The 21911-nt window shown below is 30.5% G+C and carries 17 protein-coding genes; 1 reads left to right on the top strand and 16 read right to left on the bottom strand.

The genetic code is table 11. From position 1 onward, the window contains the following. Window position 1 precedes the first annotated feature (1 nt). The 3 genes from rph to N4A48_RS11705 form a co-directional block, all read right to left on the bottom strand. Window positions 2-1342: a ribonuclease PH gene (rph, locus tag N4A48_RS11715; RefSeq protein WP_293666226.1), complete on the bottom strand. Its 1341-nt coding sequence runs from the start codon at window positions 1340-1342 to the stop codon at window positions 2-4. Window positions 1343-1470: 128 nt separating this feature from the next. Continuing rightward, entirely contained in the window at window positions 1471-3495 is a 2025-nt protein-coding gene (locus N4A48_RS11710; RefSeq protein ID WP_293666225.1) for an N-acetylmuramoyl-L-alanine amidase family protein, read from the bottom strand. Between the two features lie 96 nt (window positions 3496-3591). After that, window positions 3592-4572, bottom strand: coding sequence for an AIR synthase family protein (locus N4A48_RS11705; protein WP_293666223.1), 981 nt, complete (start codon window positions 4570-4572; stop codon window positions 3592-3594). 163 nt (window positions 4573-4735) lie between these two features. Between N4A48_RS11705 and N4A48_RS11700 the strand changes: the two genes are divergently transcribed. Next, entirely contained in the window at window positions 4736-5671 is a 936-nt protein-coding gene (locus N4A48_RS11700; RefSeq protein ID WP_293666222.1) for a DUF5692 family protein, read from the top strand. A 44-nt stretch (window positions 5672-5715) separates the two neighbouring features. Here the strand turns inward: N4A48_RS11700 and N4A48_RS11695 are convergent, their stop codons facing one another. The 13 genes from N4A48_RS11695 to N4A48_RS11635 form a co-directional block, all read right to left on the bottom strand. Next, window positions 5716-6306, bottom strand: a complete 591-nt coding sequence (locus N4A48_RS11695; protein ID WP_293666220.1) for a hypothetical protein — start codon at window positions 6304-6306, stop codon at window positions 5716-5718. Between the two features lie 54 nt (window positions 6307-6360). Further along, a complete protein-coding gene (locus tag N4A48_RS11690) occupies window positions 6361-7983 on the bottom strand; it encodes a peptide ABC transporter substrate-binding protein (RefSeq protein WP_330665117.1) in 1623 nt (540 codons plus the stop codon). A 124-nt stretch (window positions 7984-8107) separates the two neighbouring features. After that, window positions 8108-9724 (bottom strand): peptide ABC transporter substrate-binding protein, encoded by a 1617-nt coding sequence (locus tag N4A48_RS11685; RefSeq protein WP_330665116.1) that lies wholly within the window; start codon window positions 9722-9724, stop codon window positions 8108-8110. Window positions 9725-9833: 109 nt separating this feature from the next. Next, a complete protein-coding gene (locus N4A48_RS11680) occupies window positions 9834-10814 on the bottom strand; it encodes an ABC transporter ATP-binding protein (protein ID WP_293666216.1) in 981 nt (326 codons plus the stop codon). Between the two features lie 2 nt (window positions 10815-10816). After that, complete coding sequence (locus N4A48_RS11675) at window positions 10817-11839, bottom strand: ABC transporter ATP-binding protein (RefSeq protein WP_293666214.1); 1023 nt, start codon at window positions 11837-11839, stop codon at window positions 10817-10819. Between the two features lie 15 nt (window positions 11840-11854). Continuing rightward, the gene (locus N4A48_RS11670; protein WP_293666213.1) at window positions 11855-12778 is read right to left on the bottom strand and encodes an ABC transporter permease; all 924 of its coding nucleotides are present in this window, start codon (window positions 12776-12778) and stop codon (window positions 11855-11857) included. Window positions 12779-12792: 14 nt separating this feature from the next. Continuing rightward, entirely contained in the window at window positions 12793-13713 is a 921-nt protein-coding gene (locus tag N4A48_RS11665; RefSeq protein ID WP_293666212.1) for an ABC transporter permease, read from the bottom strand. A 383-nt stretch (window positions 13714-14096) separates the two neighbouring features. After that, entirely contained in the window at window positions 14097-15527 is a 1431-nt protein-coding gene (gene gatB, locus N4A48_RS11660) for an Asp-tRNA(Asn)/Glu-tRNA(Gln) amidotransferase subunit GatB (protein ID WP_293666210.1), read from the bottom strand. Window positions 15528-15541: 14 nt separating this feature from the next. After that, the gene (gatA, locus tag N4A48_RS11655) at window positions 15542-16999 is read right to left on the bottom strand and encodes an Asp-tRNA(Asn)/Glu-tRNA(Gln) amidotransferase subunit GatA (protein ID WP_293666208.1); all 1458 of its coding nucleotides are present in this window, start codon (window positions 16997-16999) and stop codon (window positions 15542-15544) included. Window positions 17000-17014: 15 nt separating this feature from the next. Next, window positions 17015-17299 carry an Asp-tRNA(Asn)/Glu-tRNA(Gln) amidotransferase subunit GatC gene (gene gatC, locus N4A48_RS11650; RefSeq protein WP_293666206.1) on the bottom strand — a complete coding sequence of 95 codons (285 nt, stop codon included), beginning with the start codon at window positions 17297-17299 and terminating at the stop codon, window positions 17015-17017. A gap of 194 nt (window positions 17300-17493) precedes the next feature. Next, a complete protein-coding gene (locus tag N4A48_RS11645; RefSeq protein WP_293666204.1) occupies window positions 17494-18540 on the bottom strand; it encodes a MerR family transcriptional regulator in 1047 nt (348 codons plus the stop codon). 163 nt (window positions 18541-18703) lie between these two features. After that, window positions 18704-20695 carry an NAD-dependent DNA ligase LigA gene (ligA, locus tag N4A48_RS11640; protein WP_293666203.1) on the bottom strand — a complete coding sequence of 664 codons (1992 nt, stop codon included), beginning with the start codon at window positions 20693-20695 and terminating at the stop codon, window positions 18704-18706. A gap of 146 nt (window positions 20696-20841) precedes the next feature. Next, window positions 20842-21771, bottom strand: coding sequence for a DMT family transporter (locus N4A48_RS11635; RefSeq protein ID WP_293666201.1), 930 nt, complete (start codon window positions 21769-21771; stop codon window positions 20842-20844). Window positions 21772-21911: the final 140 nt, after the last annotated feature.

Below are 21911 nucleotides of genomic sequence, written 5' to 3'. Positions count from 1 at the left end.
TTTATTTTAACCTCTTTCCAAATTCTTCTTTCATTTTTTCTAATGCATTAGCTCTATGGCTTATACTATTTTTGATATCTGATGGTAATTCTCCAAAAGCTTTATTATATCTATTAACTATAAATAAAGGATCGTATCCAAATCCATTAGTTCCTTTTCTTTCAAATCCTATTTTTCCTTCACAAGTTCCTCTAACTGTAAACTCTTCCCCATTTGGAAATACAACAGCTATAGCTGATACAAATCTAGCTGTTCTATCACTCATATTTACATTTTTCATCATTTTCAATAGTTTCTCATTATTATCATTATCAGTAGCACCCTCTCCTGCAAATCTAGCAGAATATATTCCAGGCTTTCCTCCTATAGCATCTACCATAAGACCTGAATCATCAGCAATAGATATTTTACCAGTTCTTCTTGCAACTTCTCTAGCCTTAATAAGAGCATTTTCTTCAAATGTAGTTCCATTTTCTTCAATTTCAAGTCCGTCAAGTCCTACACTCTTCATAGAAAGTATCTTGACCTTAAATCCTCTTAATATCTTACCTATTTCTTCAAGCTTGTGAGCATTAGATGTGGCTATAACAACATCAGTTTTATCTCCAAGTATTAATTTAGTTATATCTCCTAAAGCATTCTTTTGCTCTTGTATTAAAAGTCTATTTCCTATTTCTCCAAGCTCTAAAAGTTCATGAAATTGCTTTTTCTTAAAAGGGAATCCCTCTGCTGTTCCTTGAACCTCTACAAATTCATCTTTATCAGTCATTACTATATTCATGTCAACCTGAGCTTGTGAATCTTCTTCATAACATAAATCTAATATATTTTCTCCATTATATATTCCAACACTTATAGCAGAAACAAATGATTTTACAGGAATTTTTTTTATCTTTTTATCTTTATAAAGCTTGTGTACTGCGTCTATCATAGCTACAAAAGAACCAGTTATAGATGCCGTTCTAGTTCCACCATCAGCCTGAATAACATCACAGTCTATCCATATAGTTCTCTCACCTATACCCTTTAAGTCTATTACAGATCTTAAAGTTCTTCCTATAAGTCTTTGAATTTCTTGAGTTCTTCCATCAACTTTACCTCTTGAAGATTCTCTAATCTTTCTACTATGAGTAGATCTTGGAAGCATAGAATACTCAGCAGTTATCCATCCACTTCCAGTATTTTTTAAAAACGGAGGAACCTTCTCCTCAATAGATGCATTACATAAAACTTTAGTTTCTCCCATTTCTATAAGAACAGAACCTTCTGCGTATTTTGTGTAGTCTCTTGTTATCTTTATATTTCTAAGTTGATCATTTCTTCTTTTATCTATCCTATTCAATTAAATCATCCTTTCATTTTCACTTGATACTTTAATATTATACAACAATAACTATATTATTAATACATATTCATTATAAAAATTCGTCTACTCGCTAACAAGTTATCCACAAACCAAAAAGGAACAGCTTATTGCTGTTCCTCAAAATATTTTTGTATTCCCTTATAAGTTCCTTCTACTAATTTTTCTTGATACTCCTTAGAATGTAATTGATTTAACTCATTAGGATTAGTTAAGAATCCATATTCTAGTAACACAGCTGGCATCTGTGTATACTTAATTACAATCAAGTTAGGTCTTTTGACTATTTTTCTATCAACTGCACCAGTTTGATTCTTAATTTCCTCATGTATTATACTAGCTAAAGTCTCATTATCTCTTCCATTTGCATATTCTCCATCATTAGGATAATAAAGAGTCTGTATACCATGAATATCAGCTTTATCAACCGCATTTATGTGTATACTTATAAATAGGTCTGCATCCTTATCGTTTGCCATCTCTGTTCTTTCTTTTAACTCAGGATATGTGTCGTCTGTTCTAGTCATAATAGTATCATATCCATTTTGAATAAGCTTTTCATTCAACATTTTAGATATTTGAAGAGTTAAATCCTTCTCTTTTGTTTTATCTATAGGAGATACAGCTCCTGGGTCTCTTCCTCCATGACCTGCATCTATTGCTATTAAATACTTTCCATTTGCTTGATTTTCTTCCTCTTTATAAAGTTTTATTTGTATATTTTTATTATCTTTATTTAAAACTTTATGCATAACATCATCTTTTAAGTATATATTAATTCTTGTATAACTATTTTTTTTGTCTACTTCTATATTTTTTACAAAATAATCATCAACTTCTATTTCCTCATCTTTTAAATCTACATATTCATTGTCTATATTTATTTTAACCTTATTTTCCCACTCATCATACTCAATAGTATCTTCGTCGCTTTCATCATCTTCTACGTTCTTTATGACTTCAAGCACTGAATTATAACTATTAAAATCATATTTTAAAGATTCATTTTCTACCTCTATCTCTAAAAAGTCAAAGAGTATATTTATATCATTTTCATCTTCTGTAATCTTTATATTACTTCTATCTATTCCTTCTTTTAAAGTAAGTACTAATCTCGTTCTATGCTCATCTTTATAATAATAAGCCCTATAACCTTTTACATACTCTTCATCAACTTCTTCTTCTACGCTCTCCTTATCCTCATACATCTTAGTATAATACAAGTCAATTACAAGTCTATTTGGCTCTTCTAAGTAAAAAGTTTTATACCTATTTTTTAAATCTCTCTTTATTGTAAATTCTTCTTTATCATTTTTTTCGAATCCAAACTTAGCATGATTGTCTTTTACTTTAAACTTAATAGTTATTATATTATCATCTTGATCTATATTATATTCATCTAAATAATTAAGATCTACTACAATCCTAGAATCCATTGGATCTTCAGTAAATTGCGAAACCCTTATATCTTTTATAATAGGTCCATTTACTATATACTTATCCTTAGGTGTAGCCATTTTAGTACCTTCTATATCTATAACCAATCTATCAGGATTTACAAGAACCATTTCTTTATACTTAGACTTCTCACTAAGCTTTATTTTAACTTCATCTAAGCTATATTCTATATTTTCAAGCTTTTTAAAATCATCTTGACTCTCAAGAAGAACAACTCTATTTTCATCGTCCCAATCTACATTAACTCCTAGATGCTCTGATACAAATCTTACAGGTACCATAGTTCTATCACTTACAAGCTTTGCAGGAACCTTATCAGGAAGTATATATTCTTTTTCATTCACATAAGCTTTATTACTATCTATTTTTAAGACTATTTCCTTATCATCTTTATTTATATGCACTTTATATTCTTTAGCATCCCAGCTAACCTTTGCGCCTAGATTCTCTGATACAAGTCTTACCGGAACTAAAGTTCTATCATTTAATATAATTGGAGGAACATCTCCTTCAAGGTACTTCTCATCAAGCTTAATTCTTGTAGTATATAGCTCTACATTTTTACCATCTAATACAAATTTACCTTTTGGCAAATTATCATTAGCATAACCTAAATTACCTAACAAAAAAAACATAATCAAAAACAAAGTAAATACACTACTAAGTCTTTTCACTAAAATCCCCCCCAACATCTTGTCTCACTATTTAAGCATATCATTTTAAAATTTATAATGTCAACTTTGATGAAATTTTTTAATTTAAATGTAATATTATATAACCTTGTAAAGTTCATCACTATAAGGCGGGTCTATATTTTTATTACTATTACCTACTAAAATATGACCTTTATCTGTAAATTCACCTATTACGCTAAATTCTATATTCTCTTTATCAAATCTATCCTTTAATATATCAATCTTATTTTTATCTATACCTATTATCATAGATCCACTCGATATAAGCCTTAGCGGATTTATATTATAATGCTCACATACAAGTTTAGTACTTTCATTAATATATATTTTATCATTATATATACTGCATCCTAAACCGTATAAATCACACATCTCCCAAACAGCACCTAAAACTCCACCCTCTGTTACGTCATGCATACAGCTAGTCCCTAATTTACCAGCTATAATGCCTTCTTTAACAACACTTATCTTATCAAGTAACGATTTTCCGTCTTTAACAATACTCTCTCCAAATACTCTCTTTAATTCTTCTTCTTTTTCAAAGCATATAATTCCAGTTCCTTCAATACCTGCTCCTTTTGTTAGAACTATTAGATCCCCTGTTTTTGGCTTGTCTTTATTAACAAGTTCATTTTTTACCTGCTTTCCAATACCAGTTGATGAAATGACTATTCTATTAACAGCATCAGTTATCTCAGTATGTCCACCTATTATATCTACATTTAACTTATCCGCTTCATTAGATGCATCAATCATTATATTTTTTATATCTTCCTCTGTTGTTCCAACTGGTGCCATAATAGTTAGCATTATACCTAAAGGGCTAACTCCACTAGATGCTATATCATTACAAGTTATGTGAACAGCTAATTTTCCTATTTCCTCACTAGTTCCCGTTATAGGATCAGTGCTCATAACACATACATAATCTCCAAAATCCACATAAGCACAATCTTCTCCAACATTTGGAGCTACAAGTATTTCTTTTCTTTTTTTATTTAAATTAGAAAAAATCAACTCTTTTAGCTTTTCTGTACTCAATTTACCAATTTTCATAAACAACCCCCCATAATCAAATCATACAATTATTATATCAAAAAATTTGTATGAATAAGTTTTTATTTGAATATTAATAATCTCAGGAACATTTTTTATATTTACTGGAATATATTTATAATATAGATAAAGTTACACTTAATTTTAAAAAGGAGGAGATTTTATGTTTTTCTTTGAAGCACAACCTTTATCTAACTGGCTTATGCTTATATTAGTATTCTTTGTTTTAATTGCATTAAATGAAATAGGTCGCAGATCTAAAATTGGTGGAATATTCATGTTTATAATATTACCAGTTGTTCTTACCATTTTTGTATGGCCAAAAACAACAGCTGGAACAAGTGTAGATGATTGGTTCCATTATGCCAAAGTATATTCTTCGCTTGCAGGATGTATCGGTTTTTGGCTGATTAGACATATAAAAGGGGTAAGTAGCAAGAAGTGGGTTTTATGTTTTCCACCCTTTATTTTAGCAATCAATATTCTTGAAGCAGTAGCACGTGATTTTCAGATTGGGGCACTTCATCTTAATAAGCAAATATTCGATGGAATGGTTATGGTAAGTGGTTCATGGAATTATATGAATGGTATTGCTGGTATTTTAAATATCATTACAATTACAGGTTGGGTTGGAATATGTATCAGTAATGATAAAAGTAGAGATATGCTGTGGCCTGATATGTGCTGGTTCTGGATTATAGCCTATGATATTTGGAATTTTGCCTATACCTACAACTGCTTGCCTGGTCATTCATGGTATTGCGGTATTGCAATGCTTTTAGCACCTACATTTTCTGCTTTTACATTCAAAAAAGGTGCTTGGCTACAACATAGAGCTCAGACACTTGCATTATGGTGTATGTTTGCAATGACTTGTCCTGCTTTTATTGATACGTCCCAATTTGCAGTAAGATCCTCACATAATACAGGGGCTCTATTTACTGCAAGCTTTTTAGCATTAATAGCTAATGTTATATTATTTTTATATATGATCTACAAGGTTAACAAAACTAATCGTAACCCTTACAAAGGCGAACTTTATACAGATCTTAAATGTTATAAGGAAGTTGCTACAATGGCTAAAGGAAAAATGTTATAAAGTAAAACTAGCAAGTCATATTTGTATGGCTTGCTAGTTTTACTTTATAATGTAAAATAATTTCTAAATTCATCAAGAGAAAATGCATTATGATCTGAATAAATTTTTAAAACCTTTATATCCTCCTTTGGTATATGATTAGTTATTAATATCTCTGCATCATAGTATTCACTCAAATCTCTTCTAACCTTTAAATTGTCTTTAAAACTCAAAGATGTATCCCAATATCTTGTTATAACATCTTTTGCCTTTGTGTCTAAATATTTGTTACAGTATTCAAATCCTTCTATATTTTTTAGCGCAAAGGGTTCATATATTTCATTTGCCAAGTTTTCATTTGCAATCCAGCACTTATCCTCATTTATTTTTAATGATAAAAGAGCACTATGAGAATGAAAGTAATGATTTTTTTTAAAATTAAGGCTTGCAAATATAGATTTTTTTCTATCAACCCAACTAGGAATTTTATCCGTTTTCAAGTCTTCTATATAATCATGAAATCCTTTGTATTTAGTTATATAAGTTATCTTATCATCATATGATATTCCATTTTTCATAACATATCCCAAATCTTTTAAAGACACAACATGATATACTCTTTTTGTTTTAGTATAATCATCAAATAAAAATTCCACAATATCCTCCTTTAATCGAAATAAGAGAGTATTTCTACTCTCTTATTTTTTATTTTATTCTATATACGCATTATCAAAATATACTTGACCTAATGGAGATACTCTAACACCTTTAATGTTTTCTTTTAATAATTCTGCATTAGTATAATAATAAATAGGAATTAGTATGCTATCATCCATAATCATATCTTGTGCTTGGTGAAGCATTTTATTTCTTTTCTCTAAATCCTCTGTTTTCTTAATATCAGTTATGAGCTTATCAAACTCAGGATTTTTCCAGTGAGAATTATTATTTCCACTTGTTGATATGAACATATCTAGGAATGTCATAGGATCTGAATAATCTCCTATCCATCCATTTCTAGCTATTTGGAAGTTTCCTTGAGTTCTAGTTTCTTGGAATACCTTCCATTCTTGATTTTGAAGCTTAACATCTATATTTAGGTTCTTCTTCCACATTTCTTGAATAGCTTCTGCTATTGCTTTATGAGATTCATTAGTATTATAGTATACAGTAGTTGCTGGGAAGCCTTCTCCATTTGGATATCCAGCTTCTGATAATAGTTTTTGAGCTTCTTCAACTTGAGCCTCTGGAGTTATACCATAGTCCTTAGATTCTTCTACAAAATCTTTTCCATCAGGAGAACTTATACCTTCTGGTACAAATGTCTTAGCAGGTTTTTGACCAGCCTTAACAACAACTGTAGTTATAAGATTTCTATCTATTGCAAGAGATAAAGCTTTTCTAACCTTAGGATTATTAGTTGGCTCTTTAGTTACATTAAGTGAATAATAGTAAGTTCCAAGATACGGATGTATCTTAAAGCTTGGATCATTATTATCTCTAAGCAGAGGTATTTGAGCTTCTGATACTCCTTCTGTTCCATCTATTTCTCCTGATTGAAAAGCTTGAAAAGCTGTTGTATCTTCAGTTATCATAGTATATTCAACACCATCAAGCTTAACTCTACCTGCATCATAGTAAGTATCATTTTTAACTATTTCTATAGAATCTCCTCTTTGCCACTTAGTCATCTTAAATGGTCCATTAAAAGGTACATTTTCTGGAGTTATAGGCCATGCCTCTGGATTTTTCTCAACTATATCCTTTCTAACTGGAAAGTAAGTTGGAAAAGCCGTTAACTCTAAAAAGTATGGAGTCGGAGCTATAAGTGTTACCTCTAAGGTCTTTTCATCTAAAGCTTTAACAGCTACATCATCCATGTTAGCCTTATTTGCATTAAACTCATTACCATTTTTAATGTAATATAATTGGTATGCATATTCAGCCGCAGTCTTAGGATCTAAAGCTCTTTTCCAAGCATATTCAAAGTCTTGAGCTTTTACCATTTCTCCATCAGACCACTGTGCATCTCTTAATTTAAATGTATAAGTTGTATTGTCCTCTGATATCTCGTATGACTCTGCCATACCAGGTATTGCTTTATTATTTTCGTCAAGTCTCATAAGTCCTTCATAACAGTTTGCTAAAATTCCAGATGATTGAACTCCTGAATTTAAAGCTGGATCTAACGTCTTAGGATCTGCTCCTATATTGTATTTTACTATTGTCTTTTTCTCAATTTCCTCATTAGTCTGATCAGTTTCTTTTCTACATCCAGACAAAACTCCAAATGCTAATACAAGTATCATCATACATGATAAAGCTTTTTTCAAACAAATCACTTCCTTATAATGTTTTTGTTAAAACTCTTTTATTAGTTTTACTTAATATTCACTTTTTATTTAAATTAAATAAAAAAAAATAAGAGAGTATTTTTACTCTCTTATTTTTACCAATCTATTCTTCTATATACGCATTATCAAAAAATACTTGACCTAGTGGAGATACCTTAACGCCTTTAATGTTTTCTTTTAATAACTCAGGATTTGTATAGTAATAAACTGGAATCATTATATTATCATCCATAATCATATCTTGTGCTTTATGAAGCATTTCATTTCTCTTTTCTAAATCCTCAGTCTTCTTAATGTCAGTTATAAGCTTATCAAACTCTGGATTCTTCCAATGTGAATGGTTGTTTCCACTTGTAGATATAAACATATCTAAGAATGTCATAGGATCTGTATAATCTCCTATCCATCCATTTCTAGCTATTTGGAAATGTCCTTGAGTTCTAGTTTCTTGGAATACCTTCCATTCTTGGTTTTGAAGCTTAATATCTATATTTAAGTTCTTCTTCCACATCTCTTGAACAGCTTCAGCTATTGCCTTATGATTTTCATTAGTATTATAGTATACAGTAGTTTCTGGGAATCCTTCGCCATTTGGATATCCAGCTTCTGCTAATAATTTTTGAGCTTTTTCAACTTGAGCCTCTGGAGTTATACCATAATCCTTAGAACCTTCTACAAAATCTTTTCCATCAGAACCAAGTATTCCTTCTGGTACAAATGTCTTAGCTGGCTTTTGTCCAGCCTTAACAACAACTGTAGTTATAAGATTTCTATCTATTGCTAGAGATAACGCCTCTCTAACCTTAGGATTATTAACTGGCTCCTTAGTTATATTAAGCGAATAATAGTAAGTTCCAAGATATGGATGTATTTTAAAGTTTGGATCATTACTTTCTTTAAGTTGTGGTATTTGAGGTTCTGGCACTTCGTCAGTTCCATCTATTTCTCCTGATTGGAAAGCTTGGAAAGCTGTTGTTGCTTCTGTTATCATAGTGTATTCAATACCATCAAGCTTAACTCTATCTTTATCATAGTAAGTATCATTTTTAACTACTTCTACAGAATCTCCTCTTGTCCATTCAACCATCTTAAATGGTCCATTAAAAGGTACGTTCTCTGGAGTTATAGACCATGCATCTGGATTTTTCTCAACTATGTCCTTTCTAACTGGAAAGTAAGTTGGAAAAGCTGTTAATTCTAAGAAGTATGGAGTTGGTGCCATAAGTGTAACCTCTAAAGTTTTGTCATCTAAAGCCTTAACAGCTACATCATCCATACTAGCTTTATTTGCATTAAATTCATTACCATTTTTTATGTAGTATAATTGGTATGCATATTCAGCTGCAGTCTTAGGATCTAAAGCTCTTTTCCAAGAATATTCAAAATCTTGAGCTTTTACTGGTTCTCCGTCAGACCACTGTGCATCTCTTAATTTAAATGTATAAGTTGTATTATCATCAGATAACTTATATGACTCTGCTATACCAGGTATCGCTTTGTTATTTTCATCAAGTCTCATAAGTCCTTCATAACAGTTCGCTAAAATACCTGAAGATTGAACTCCTGTATTTAAAGCAGGATCTAATGTTTTAGGATCTGCTCCTATATTATATTTTACTATTTTCTTTGCTTCACCTGATTGTTCTGTGTCTGTACCACAGCCTGCTAAAGTTCCAAGTGCTAGTACAAGTACCATCATAAATGCTAAAATCTTTTTCAAATAAATCACTCCCCCTTGATATTTTTTTATTAAAATCCAAAGTACATAACAATTATATTCTATATACTCTAGTTAAATCCTTTTTATTTTTTGAATTTTCTAAATATTTTTACTCATATAGATGACATGCCGTGCTATGTCTACTAGATACTTCCTTAAGTATAGGCTCAACTTCTGCACATTTTGGCATAGCATACTTACATCTAGTTCTAAATCTACATCCTGATGGAGGATTTAGAGGACTTGGAACATCTCCTTCAAGAACTATTCTCTTACTATTTTTTGCAGCATTTGGATCTGGGTGAGGTATTGCAGAGAGTAGTGCCTTAGTATATGGATGAGCTGGATTATTATATAACTCATCACTCTCTGCTATCTCAACTAATTTTCCTAAATACATAACACCTATTCTATTAGATATATATTTAACCATTGATAAATCATGGGCTATAAATAAATATGTAAGTCCAAGTTCGTTTTGTAAATCCTCAAGCATATTTACAACCTGTGCTTGTATAGATACATCAAGGGCTGATATTGGCTCATCTGCTATTATAAATTCTGGTTCTACAGCTAAGGCTCTAGCTATTCCTATACGCTGTCTTTGTCCACCTGAGAATTCATGAGGATATCTTGCAGCGTGATCTGGATTAAGACCAACTCTTTGAAGTAGATGATGTATTCTTTCAAGCTTTTCTTTTCCACTACACATATTGTGTATATCAAAAGGCTCTCCTATAATATCTCCAACAGTCATACGAGTATTAAGAGAAGCATATGGATCTTGGAATATCATTTGTATTTTTTTTCTATACGGCTTTAATTCTTTTTGAGAAAGGCTTGCTATATCCTTTCCTCCAAACATTATTTTTCCAGCTGTAGGATCATAGAGTCTTATTATAGTTCTTCCTGTTGTAGACTTACCACAACCTGATTCTCCAACAAGACCTAAGGTTTCTCCTTTTTTGATATGAAAACTTACATCATCAACAGCCTTTACGTATTGAGTTTCTCTAGTTATAAATCCCTTTTTCACTGGAAAGTATTTTTTTAGATTCTGTACATCAACTAGTATTTCATTCTTATTCATATTTATTTACCCTCCTTCAGGTTCTTATTTATACTATTTACCTTAGGAGCATCTTTATGAAGTAGCCAGCACATAGATCTGTGATCTTCTTTCACATAAGTATATTCTGGCATTTTATCTATGCATATCTTCATAGCATATTCACATCTTGCTGCAAATGGACATCCCTTAGGAGGTTTTAATAAATCCGGAGGTGATCCAGGTATTGGAATCAATCTTTCTTTGTCTTCTTTATCTGCAAGTTTTGGTATAGATTTTAAAAGTCCAAGTGTATACGGATGCTTAGGATTATAGAATATATCTTCTGATTTACCCTCTTCTAATATTATGCCTCCATACATAACAATTATTCTTGAACATACATCTGCAACTACACCAAGGTCATGCGTTATCAGTATTATAGATGTATCTAATTTATTTTTTAAACCTTTCATAAGTTCAAGTATTTGTGCTTGAATAGTAACATCAAGAGCAGTTGTTGGCTCATCTGCTATAAGAAGTTGAGGTTCACAAGAAAGTGCCATAGCAATCATAGCTCTTTGTCTCATACCTCCTGAAAACTCATGTGGATACTGATCTATTCTTTTTTCAGGACTAGGTATACCAACGAGATTTAGCATTTCTATAGCTTTGTTTCTAGCATTCGCCTTAGATATCTTCTGATGCTTAACTATAGCTTCAATTATTTGATTTCCAACAGTATAAACAGGATTTAGCGAAGTCATAGGATCTTGGAATATCATTGCTATATCATTTCCTCTTATACTCTGCATTTGTTTATCACTTTTTTCTATTAAATTTTCACCATTGAAATTTATTTCTCCACTAACTATTTTTCCTGGATGCTGAAGAAGTCTCATAATAGACATAGATGTTACTGACTTACCACTACCAGATTCTCCAACTATTCCCAAAGCTTCTCCTTTATCCAAATGAAAACTTACCCCTCTTATAGCCTTTACTTCTCCTACATGAGTAAAAAAGGAAGTTCTCAGTTCTTTTAATTCAAGTAAATGATCTTTCATATATTTTTCCTCCTTTTATTTACGCATACGTGGATCTAGTGCATCTCTTAATCCATCTCCTAGGAAATTAAATCCTAACATCGTAATTGATATAGCAAGTGATGGGAAGAATAACTGATATGGATATATACTTAAAGTTGCTAATGCATCATTAGCAAGTACCCCCCAAGATGCCATTGGAGCTGAAACCCCAAGACCAATAAACGATAAGAATGCCTCTGTAAATATTGCACTTGGTATTGACATTGTCATAGTTATTATTATAGGTCCCATAGCATTAGGTATTAAATGCATAATAAGTATTCTAAAATCACTGGCTCCAAGTGTTTTTGCAGCTAGTACATATTCTTGTTCTTTTAATGAGAGTATTTGTCCTCTAACTATTCTAGCCATATTAATCCAATAAACAGATCCTAAAGCAACTAATATAGCCTTAAGCCCTGTTCCCATAACCACCATAAGAAGTATAACATATAATGTAAGTGGAATAGTATATAATATATCTACTATTCTCATCATTATATTATCTACTCTTCCTCCAAAATATCCTGCAATTCCACCGTAGAGTACTCCTATTACAAGGTTTATTATTGATGCCACAATTCCCACTGTTAAAGAAATTCTAGCTCCATACAATACCCTAACATATAGATCTCTACCATGAGAATCTGTTCCAAACCAATGATCAGCACTTGGTGCCTGGTTTGCATTTAATAAATTTTGATCTGAATAAGAATATTTAGCCATCATAGGTCCAACTATAGCTACTACTAATAATACTATCAAGAATACTAAAGACCCCATAGCTACTTTATTATTCTTCAAACGTCTCCATACATCCTGCCAATAAGTCATAGAGGGTCTTGATATTTTTTCAGAATCTCTATCTTCTTGGCTCAAAGGTTCCCATAAATTTTTATCTATATTAAGATTTTCCATTAATCAAAGCCCCCTTAGTCATCGTATTTTATTCTAGGATCTATTAATCCATAAAGTAAGTCTACTATAAGTATCATTCCAACTAAGAATACAGCATAAAAGATTGTAACTCCCATTATAAGAGTGTAATCTCTATTAGTTATACTCTCAACAAATGATCTACCCAGTCCAGGGACTGCAAATATCTTTTCTATAACGAAAGATCCTGTTAAAAGTCCTGCCGCAAGAGGCCCTATGTAAGTAACTATAGGTATTAATGCATTTTTAAGAGCATGTTTAAATATAACCACGCCTTCACTTAATCCCTTAGCTCTAGCAGTTCTTATATAATCTTGAGATACAACCTCAAGCATACTAGACCTTGTAAGTCTTGCTATAAATGCAAAAGAATACGATGCAAGAGCAATACTCGGCATTATCATATGCTTCCATGTTCCCCATCTAGCAGCAGGTAAAATATGTACCTTGACTGCAAATGTATATATCATTAATGTTGCTATAACAAAACTCGGTATGGTAACTCCAAGTATGGCAATAAACATTACCCCACTATCTACCCATGTTCCTTGCTTTAATGCTGCTATAACTCCAAGTGGAACTCCTATTAATAATATTATAGATATAGCTATTACTCCTAATTGTGCTGAAGCTGGAAATGTCTGAGCTATTATATGATTTACAGTCTCTCCTTTAATTTGATATGATGGCCCTAAATCTCCTTTTAAAATATTTTTAAGATAATTTGTATACTGAACAAATACCGGTTCATTTAGATGATATTTTTCATTAAGTGCCGCTTCTATTTCTGGAGGTAACTTTTTCTCACCTGTAAAAGGGCCTCCTGGAATAGTATGCATAAGTACAAATGTAATCGTTATGATAAAAAATAAGGTTATCAGCATTGATATTAACCTTTTAACAATATAACCCCCCACAATATCACTCCTTTATTATCAGATTTTTTTTACATATGATTTTTTTTTTGCGATAATTTCATTTTTATATATATTATATTATTTTGGCACTTAATGCAAGAACTGTTTTTTTCCAGTTACATTCATTTTTCAACATTTTTTAAGAATTTTCAGTTTTATACACCTCATAGACACATGTCTTTTTACATGTTTTTTAATTTGACATTGTTTTTTTCTGAAAAATATCCTTTTCTCGACAATTTATATTTTTAACTTAGCTTTCATTATATTATTAAAAATTTTCCGCAATTTTATTCAAAAATTCGTCTACTCGCTAACGATCCCTACAGTCTTTGTTGCTCAAAAATAGTTATAAAAAAAAATAAGAGTGGGAATTCCCACTCTTACATATTTTTCATTATTTCTATTATTAATTTATTCACCACTTGAGGGTTAGCTTTACCTTTACTAGCCTTCATAACTTGACCAACCAAGAATCCTAAAGCTCTATCTTTTCCATTCTTATAGTCTTCTACAGATTGAAGGTTATCATTTAATATTCCTACTACTATTTCTTTTATAGCCCCTTCATCTTGTATTTGAATAAGACCTTTTTCTTTTATTATCTGCTCTGCTTTCTTTCCTGTTTCAAACATTTCTCTAAATACCTTTTTACCAGCATTGTTATTTATTTTTCCTTCAGCTATAACCTTTAATAAGTATACAAAATCATCTTTGTCAAACTTAACATCATTAAGAGTTATTCCTTCATCATTAACTCTTCTTAATAATTCAGTCATAATCCAATTACTTACCATCTTAGCATCACTAAACTTAGACACCATATCTTCAAAGTAATTTGAAATTTCCTTAGAAGTAGTAAGTACCTTAGCATCATATTCTGGAAGAGTATATTCTTTCATGAATCTCTTTCTTTTATCATCAGGAAGTTCTGGTAAATCATTCTTTATACCTTCTATATACTCTTCACTAAGATTTATATCTACAACGTCTGGCTCTGGGAAGTATCTATAATCTTGAACGCTTTCTTTACTTCTCATAGATATAGTTTTATTTTTCGAATCATCCCAACGTCTTGTTTCACATACTGTATTTTCTTCTTTTTCAAGAAGTTCATTATGTCTTTTAACTTCATACTCCATAGCCTTTAGGGCCGCTTTAAATGAATTTAAGTTTTTAAGCTCTACAATATTTGACTTTCTTCCATCTTCCTTTATTACATTTACATTCACATCGCATCTTAAAGACCCTTGCTCCATCTTTACATCAGAAACATGCGTAAACAGTAATACCTCTTTTAATTTTTCTAAGAACTGATATGCTTCTTTAGGAGAATTCATATCTGGTCTAGAAACTATTTCAATTAAAGGAACCCCACTTCTATTATAGTCAAGAAGAGTATCTCCAGTTGCATCATGAAGTGATTTTCCTGTATCCTCTTCTATATGTATTCTCTCTATTCCTATTTTTTTAATATCTCCATCTTCAGTTTCTACCTCTATATATCCATCCGAGCAAAGAGGTATATCATATTGAGATATTTGATAAGCCTTTGTAAGGTCTGGATAGAAATAATTTTTTCTGTCCATTTTAGTATTTCTAGCTATTTTACAATTAAAGCTCATTCCAGCAGTAATAGCAAAATCTAAAACCCTTTCATTTAACACAGGTAACGATCCAGGAAGTCCTAAGCATACTGGACAACAGTTAGTGTTTACATCTGATCCAAACTCATTTTTACATCCACAAAATATTTTAGTGTTAGTTAAAAGTTCTGCATGTATTTCAAGTCCTATTAGAATTTTATCACCCATTGTTTCACCTCCAATTACAGTTTAGCTCTTTGATCTTTAAATTCTGTTGCACTTTCAAATGCATGAGCTACCTTAAGCATAGTAGCTTCATCAAAGTAATTTCCTATTATTTGCATTCCTATTGGAAGTCCACCTTTAAATCCACATGAAATAGACATTCCAGGAACACCAGCAAGACACGATGGAATAGTACACGCATCTTCCATATACATAGCCATAGGATCTGATGTCTTCTCTCCTATATTAAAAGCTACATTTGGAGCTGTAGGAGCTATTATAACATCTACCTCTTTAAATGCATCAGCAAAATCTTGCTTTATTAAAGTTCTAACTTTTAAAGATTTTTTATAATAAGCATCATAATATCCAGCACTTAAAGCATAAGTACCTATCATTATTCTTCTCTTAACTTCATCTCCAAAACCTTCTGTTCTAGTCTTAGTATATAATTCTTCTAATGAATTATAATCCTTTGCTTTATAACCATATCTTATACCGTCAAATCTAGCAAGATTAGAACTAGCTTCACTAGGTGCTAATACATAATAAGTTGCTATAGCTGAATCAGTATGAGGAAGAGATATCTCCTTAACAGTTGCTCCTAATTCTTTTAATTTCTCTACTCCATCTAAAACTGCTGCTTTAACATCTTCATCTATTCCTTCTACAAAATACTCTTTAGGAATACCAATTTTGATATTGCTCACATCTTTATCTAAGTATTTCTCATAATCTACAACCTCAACCTCTGCACTAGTTCCATCCATGCAGTCTTTTCCAGCTAATTCTCTTAATACAATAGAACAGTCAGTTACATCCTTTGTAAATATACCAACTTGATCAAGAGATGATCCAAATGCTATAAGTCCATATCTAGATATTCTTCCATATGTAGGTCTAAGTCCAACAAGACCAGTAAGAGCTGCTGGCTGTTTTACAGATCCACCTGTATCTGATCCAAGAGCATAAAAAGCTTGTCCAGCTGCTACTGCTGCTGCCGAACCACCAGATGATCCTCCTGGAACCTTATTTAAATCCCAAGGGTTCTTAGTATTTTTAAAATGTGAATTCTCTGTAGATGATCCCATAGCAAACTCATCCATATTAGTTTTACCAACCATTACTGCACCAGCATCATTAAGCTTTTTTACAACAGTCGCATCATATGGAGGTATAAAGTTTTCAAGCATCTTAGATGCACAGGTAGTTTTAATTCCATCTGTACATATATTATCTTTTACAGCCATTGGAATACCTGCAAGAACAGATACCTCTTCTCCAGCTTTTATTTTTTCATCTATTTCTTTAGCTCTACTTAAAGCTTGTTCTTCTGTTATAGTTATATACGCATCAACATGCGGCTCAACCTCTTTTATTCTATCTAAAATAGTTTTAGTAAGCTCAAGAGCTGTTATTTCTTGTTTTCTTATTTTTTCACTTACTTCTTTTAACGTCATTTCATAAAGTTTCAATAGCTTCACTCCTTTCTAATCTAATACTTTTGGTACCTTAAAGCATCCCATTTCTTTTTCTGGAGCATTTTGAAGTACCTTTTTAACTTCTAAAGATTCTCTTACTTCATCTTTTCTTAATTGATTAACAAGATTTATAGGATTATAAGTTATATCAGTATTTTCAGTATCTACACCCTGAAGTTTTTCCACATAACTTAGTATATCTCCCATTTTTTTTGATACAGCTTCAAATTCGCCTTCCTTTATTTCAAGTCTAGACAATTTGGCTACATGCTTTACAGTATCCTTATCTAACATATTTTCACACTCCTTTTTATTCATAAAACAAAATCTTTCATTTTGCTGTAGATTATGTTAAATTGTGCATTCATAATTAAAATTATACCTTTTTTTAATCAAATAATCTAGTTTACTCTTATCATATTTATAATAGTATACTTTTTTAGGGATAGTATGTATAGGCTAATAGCAAAAATAGGATATATTTATCCTTAGTAAACTTGAACTATATAGTTTAATTGATCAATTTTAGTATAATCAACTTTTTTACTATGCTTTCCAAACTCATTTTTTAGAAATTCTATACTCGAATAATATTCATCTTTAACTTCAGCAACCTGTTCTTCTGTAAAGTTAGCTAAAATTTCTTTCCTACTCCTTTCATTTTCAAACATTAAATCTCCCATTACTATTTTTCCATCTTCCTTGAGTACCCTTAACATCTCTTCTATTGCAACGTTTTTTTCTATATCATTTAAATGATGTAGTGCATAACTTGATACAATGCAATCAAATTTATTATTTTCAAAAGGAAGTTTTAAGAACTCTCCGAGTCTCAATTTTAATTTTGGAAATTTTTCTTTAGCAATATTCAGCATTTTTCTAGATTGATCTACTCCAACAATATTGTAATCCTTATCTAAAAATCTTTTAGCTAGATTTCCTGTCCCTACTCCTATTTCTAATACTTTTATATCATTTTTCATATTTTCTGTAACTTTTTTAAAAACCTCATCTAATATTTTTTCATAATTTTTATAAATTTTTAATTTTCCCGTATCTTCTTTTATTGCTTGATCATAAGTTTTAGCCCAACTGTCAAAATTCCATCTATCCTCCCAATTCTCTTTTATTTTTTGTATTTTACTAAGTTTTTTAGCAGATTTTATTATATTGGTAGTATAATTTTGTTCATCTGATTCATATATTGAGTCCATTATATCTTCAATTGATGTTTTTATTAATCTCATTTTTTGGATTTCATCATTAATTACTTCCCATTGATTATAAAAATGATTTATTATATTGTTCTTAGTGCAATTTTCCATTAAGTTTTTTATATCCTTTATAGTTAAATTTAATGCTCTATACATTAATATCATATGAATTTTAACCAAATCTTCTTGAGTATAATAACGATAATTATTATTATCATCTCTTATTGGATTAATTAATCCTTTTTTTTCATAAAATCTTAGTTTATTTGTTGAGATATTTAATATTTTTGCTATTTGGTTTATACTATATTTTTGATTCATTTCTTCACCTCCACAATATCCTTTCAATTAAAAGTATAAACCTTAGCCTTGGGTTAAAGTCAATAATCACTTTAAAAATAATCATAAAGTATCAGTAAAAGGCTGTCTCGCTCTAGAAATCGCTTTCTATTTTGAGACAGCCCTAATTAATTTAATATATTATTTATTTTGCAAGTTCTTTAAATTCTTCTTCAGATATAATTGAAACCCCTAAGTTTTGTGCTTTTGTTAATTTACTTCCAGCTTCTTCACCAGCAAGAACATATGATGTTTTTTTGCTTACCGAGCCACTTACTTTACCACCATAACTTTGTATAATTTCTGATGCTTGAGATCTTGTTAGGGTTGGTAATGTTCCTGTTAAAACGAATGTTTTTCCCTCAAATCTATCATCTTTTTTACTTTCATTAGATTTAGACTTCATATTTACTCCAGCTTCTTTTAATTTTTCAAGTATTATATGAATTTTTTCTTGTCTGAAATAATTGAGTATATCTTGTACTACTGTATCTCCAAAATCAGGTAATACAATTAATTGGTCATAAGTAGCATTAATAACAGCATCCATATCTTCAAAATTTGTTGCTAATACTCGTGCAGATTGTTTTCCAAGATTTCTAATACCAAATCCAGTAATTAATCTATCAATATCATTTTCCTTTGATTTTTCAATTGCTTTAAGTAGTTTATCTACTGATTTTTGCTTACCAACAACACCTTTTTCTATTAATTCATCACGATAAGGCGTTAGATGGTAAATATCTGATACATCTTTAATATAATTATTATCAATAAGTGCTTGAACAGAACTTGGTCCAAATCCTGCAATATTCATAGCATCTTTAGAAACAAAATAAATAATCCCTCTTACAGATTTAGCTGCACAATCAGGGTTTGTACAGTGAGTATGAGCTCCATCTTTTTCTCTTTCTGTTTTTGCATCACAAATAGGACATTTATCAGGTAATACATATTTTTGTATATTATCAGGTCGTTTATCCCTTACAACCTCAATAACTTCTGGTATAATGTCTCCAGCTTTTTGAACAAGTACTGTATCACCAATTCTTATATCTTTTTCATCAATAAAATCTTGATTATGTAATGTAGCCTTTCCTACTGTTGTTCCTGCAAGTCTCACTGGCTTTAATACTGCTAAAGGTGTTAATCTACCAGTCCTGCCTACTTGAATATTAATATCTTCTACAGTTGTTTTCTTTTGCTCCGGAGGATATTTATAAGCTGTAGCCCATCTAGGTACCTTACTTGTCATTCCTAGTAATTCTCTATCATTTAAATTATCTATTTTTACAACAGCTCCATCTATATCAAATGGTAACTTCCATCTTTCTTTACCAATCTTTGATATAACTTTCCAAACTTCTTCTGCACTATTACAAACTTGATACTCTGGAGTAACAATAAATCCTTGTTGTTTTAACCACTCTAATGTTTCTGAATGTGAACTAAATTCTTTTCCTTGTGATATTTCAAGGTTAAAAATAAAAATATCAAGATTTCTTTCCTTAACAATACTAGGATCTAATTGTCTAAGTGTTCCTGCTGCACAGTTTCTTGGATTAGCAAAAAGCTTCTTGCCTAATTCTTCTTGTTTTTTATTTATTGATTCAAAGTTCTTACTAGACATATAAACTTCACCACGAACTTCTAAGTACTCTAGCTTAGTTGGAATAGATTTTGGAATACTATCTATCTCCAGAAGATTTTCAAAAACTGACTCTCCTGTATATCCATCCCCTCTTGTTATTCCCTCTGTTAATACACCATTATGATATCTTAATACAACAGATAAGCCATCTATTTTTTTTTCGACTACAAAACTTGGGTTTAATAATCCTTCTCTCATTTTGTTTACAAAACTATATACTTCTTCTTTTGAGAATACATCTTGTAAGCTAATAACAGGAACATCATGTTGTGCTTTTCTAAGTTCACGCTTTACTGCTCCTCCTACCTTTTTACTTGGAGAATTTTCTGTTACCAATTCAGGATGTTCTCGTTCAAGTTCTCTTAACTCTCGTGTAAGTTTATCATATTCATAATCACTAATTTCTGGATCATCTTGATTATAATATTTATCATTATGATGCTCAATAAGCTTTCTTAATTCTTCAATTCTACCCTTAATATTCATAATTTCACCTTCTTCTCTTTATAATTTACTATTATCGTAATCTATAACTATTACTATATAATTATACAATTTATTATCATCTTGAATATAGTACTATAATACTTATTGTAGTCAACAGAGCAAAAAACTGATTATTTAGTAAATAATCAGTTTTTCTGTTCATTTCCTTTTTCTGCTTTTCTTATATTAATACCTGTGTTCAATAACACTCCTGTTATTATAAGCATAGCTGATACTAGTTTTATAATACTTATACTCTCTCCCAATATAAAGTACGCTAATATCATAGAAAATACTGGCACTAAATTTACATATAAAGATGTTTTACTAGCGCCTATTTTCTTTATAGATACTTGTTGTATTGAATATCCTATTACAGATGCAAATATAGACATATAAATAACTGAAATCCATCCTTTTATACTAGTATTTGGAATATAAATCCAAGGTTTTTCCATTATAACGAATGGAATTAGAGATATTACACATACCAAGAAACTATAACTTGTAACTACCATCGGCTTATACTTTTTAAGTGCTTTCTTGGACATCACAGCATATGTAGCCCAACATACAACTGCAATTATCATCAATACATCACCTATATTGAACTTAAAATCAGATAATAATTTTAAATTTCCATTTGTTATTATAAGAGTTACTCCTAAAAATGATACTAATATCGATATTATATTCTTTGGTTTTATATTTTCTTTTAAAAATACAGCTGCTAAAATAGTAGTTATTATAGGATTTGTTGCTGCTATTAATGAAGAATTTATAGCAGTAGTATATTTAAGGGCTAAGAAGAAAAATATATGATATCCAACCATACCTATTATACCTAATTGTACAAATAAAAATATATCTTCTTTTTCAATCTTATAATTCTCACCTTTTTTAATCATAATTAGAAATATTGCAATAACTGCAAATAAAAATCTAAAAAATGTCAGTGAAAACACCGGAAACTCAGATACCGAAAATTTACCTGCAATAAATGCACCTGACCAAAATACAGTCGCTATTATCATAAGGTAGTTATCCAGTTTCTTCTTATCTAAAACCTCTTTCACATTCTCCCCCCTCAATACTTCAATATTATTTGATTATATTTTATAGTATTTTGTTATGCAAGCCTTAATTTTATAATTCTTATACAGTAAAAATGTCTACGAAAATATAATTGATGCAATTTATTATTTTCATAGACATT

The organism is Tepidibacter sp., from assembly GCF_025210165.1.
Lineage (GTDB): Bacteria > Bacillota > Clostridia > Peptostreptococcales > Peptostreptococcaceae > Tepidibacter_A.
The sequence above is the reverse complement of the archived record's forward strand: the minus strand, read 5'-3'. Positions and strand labels throughout refer to the sequence as shown.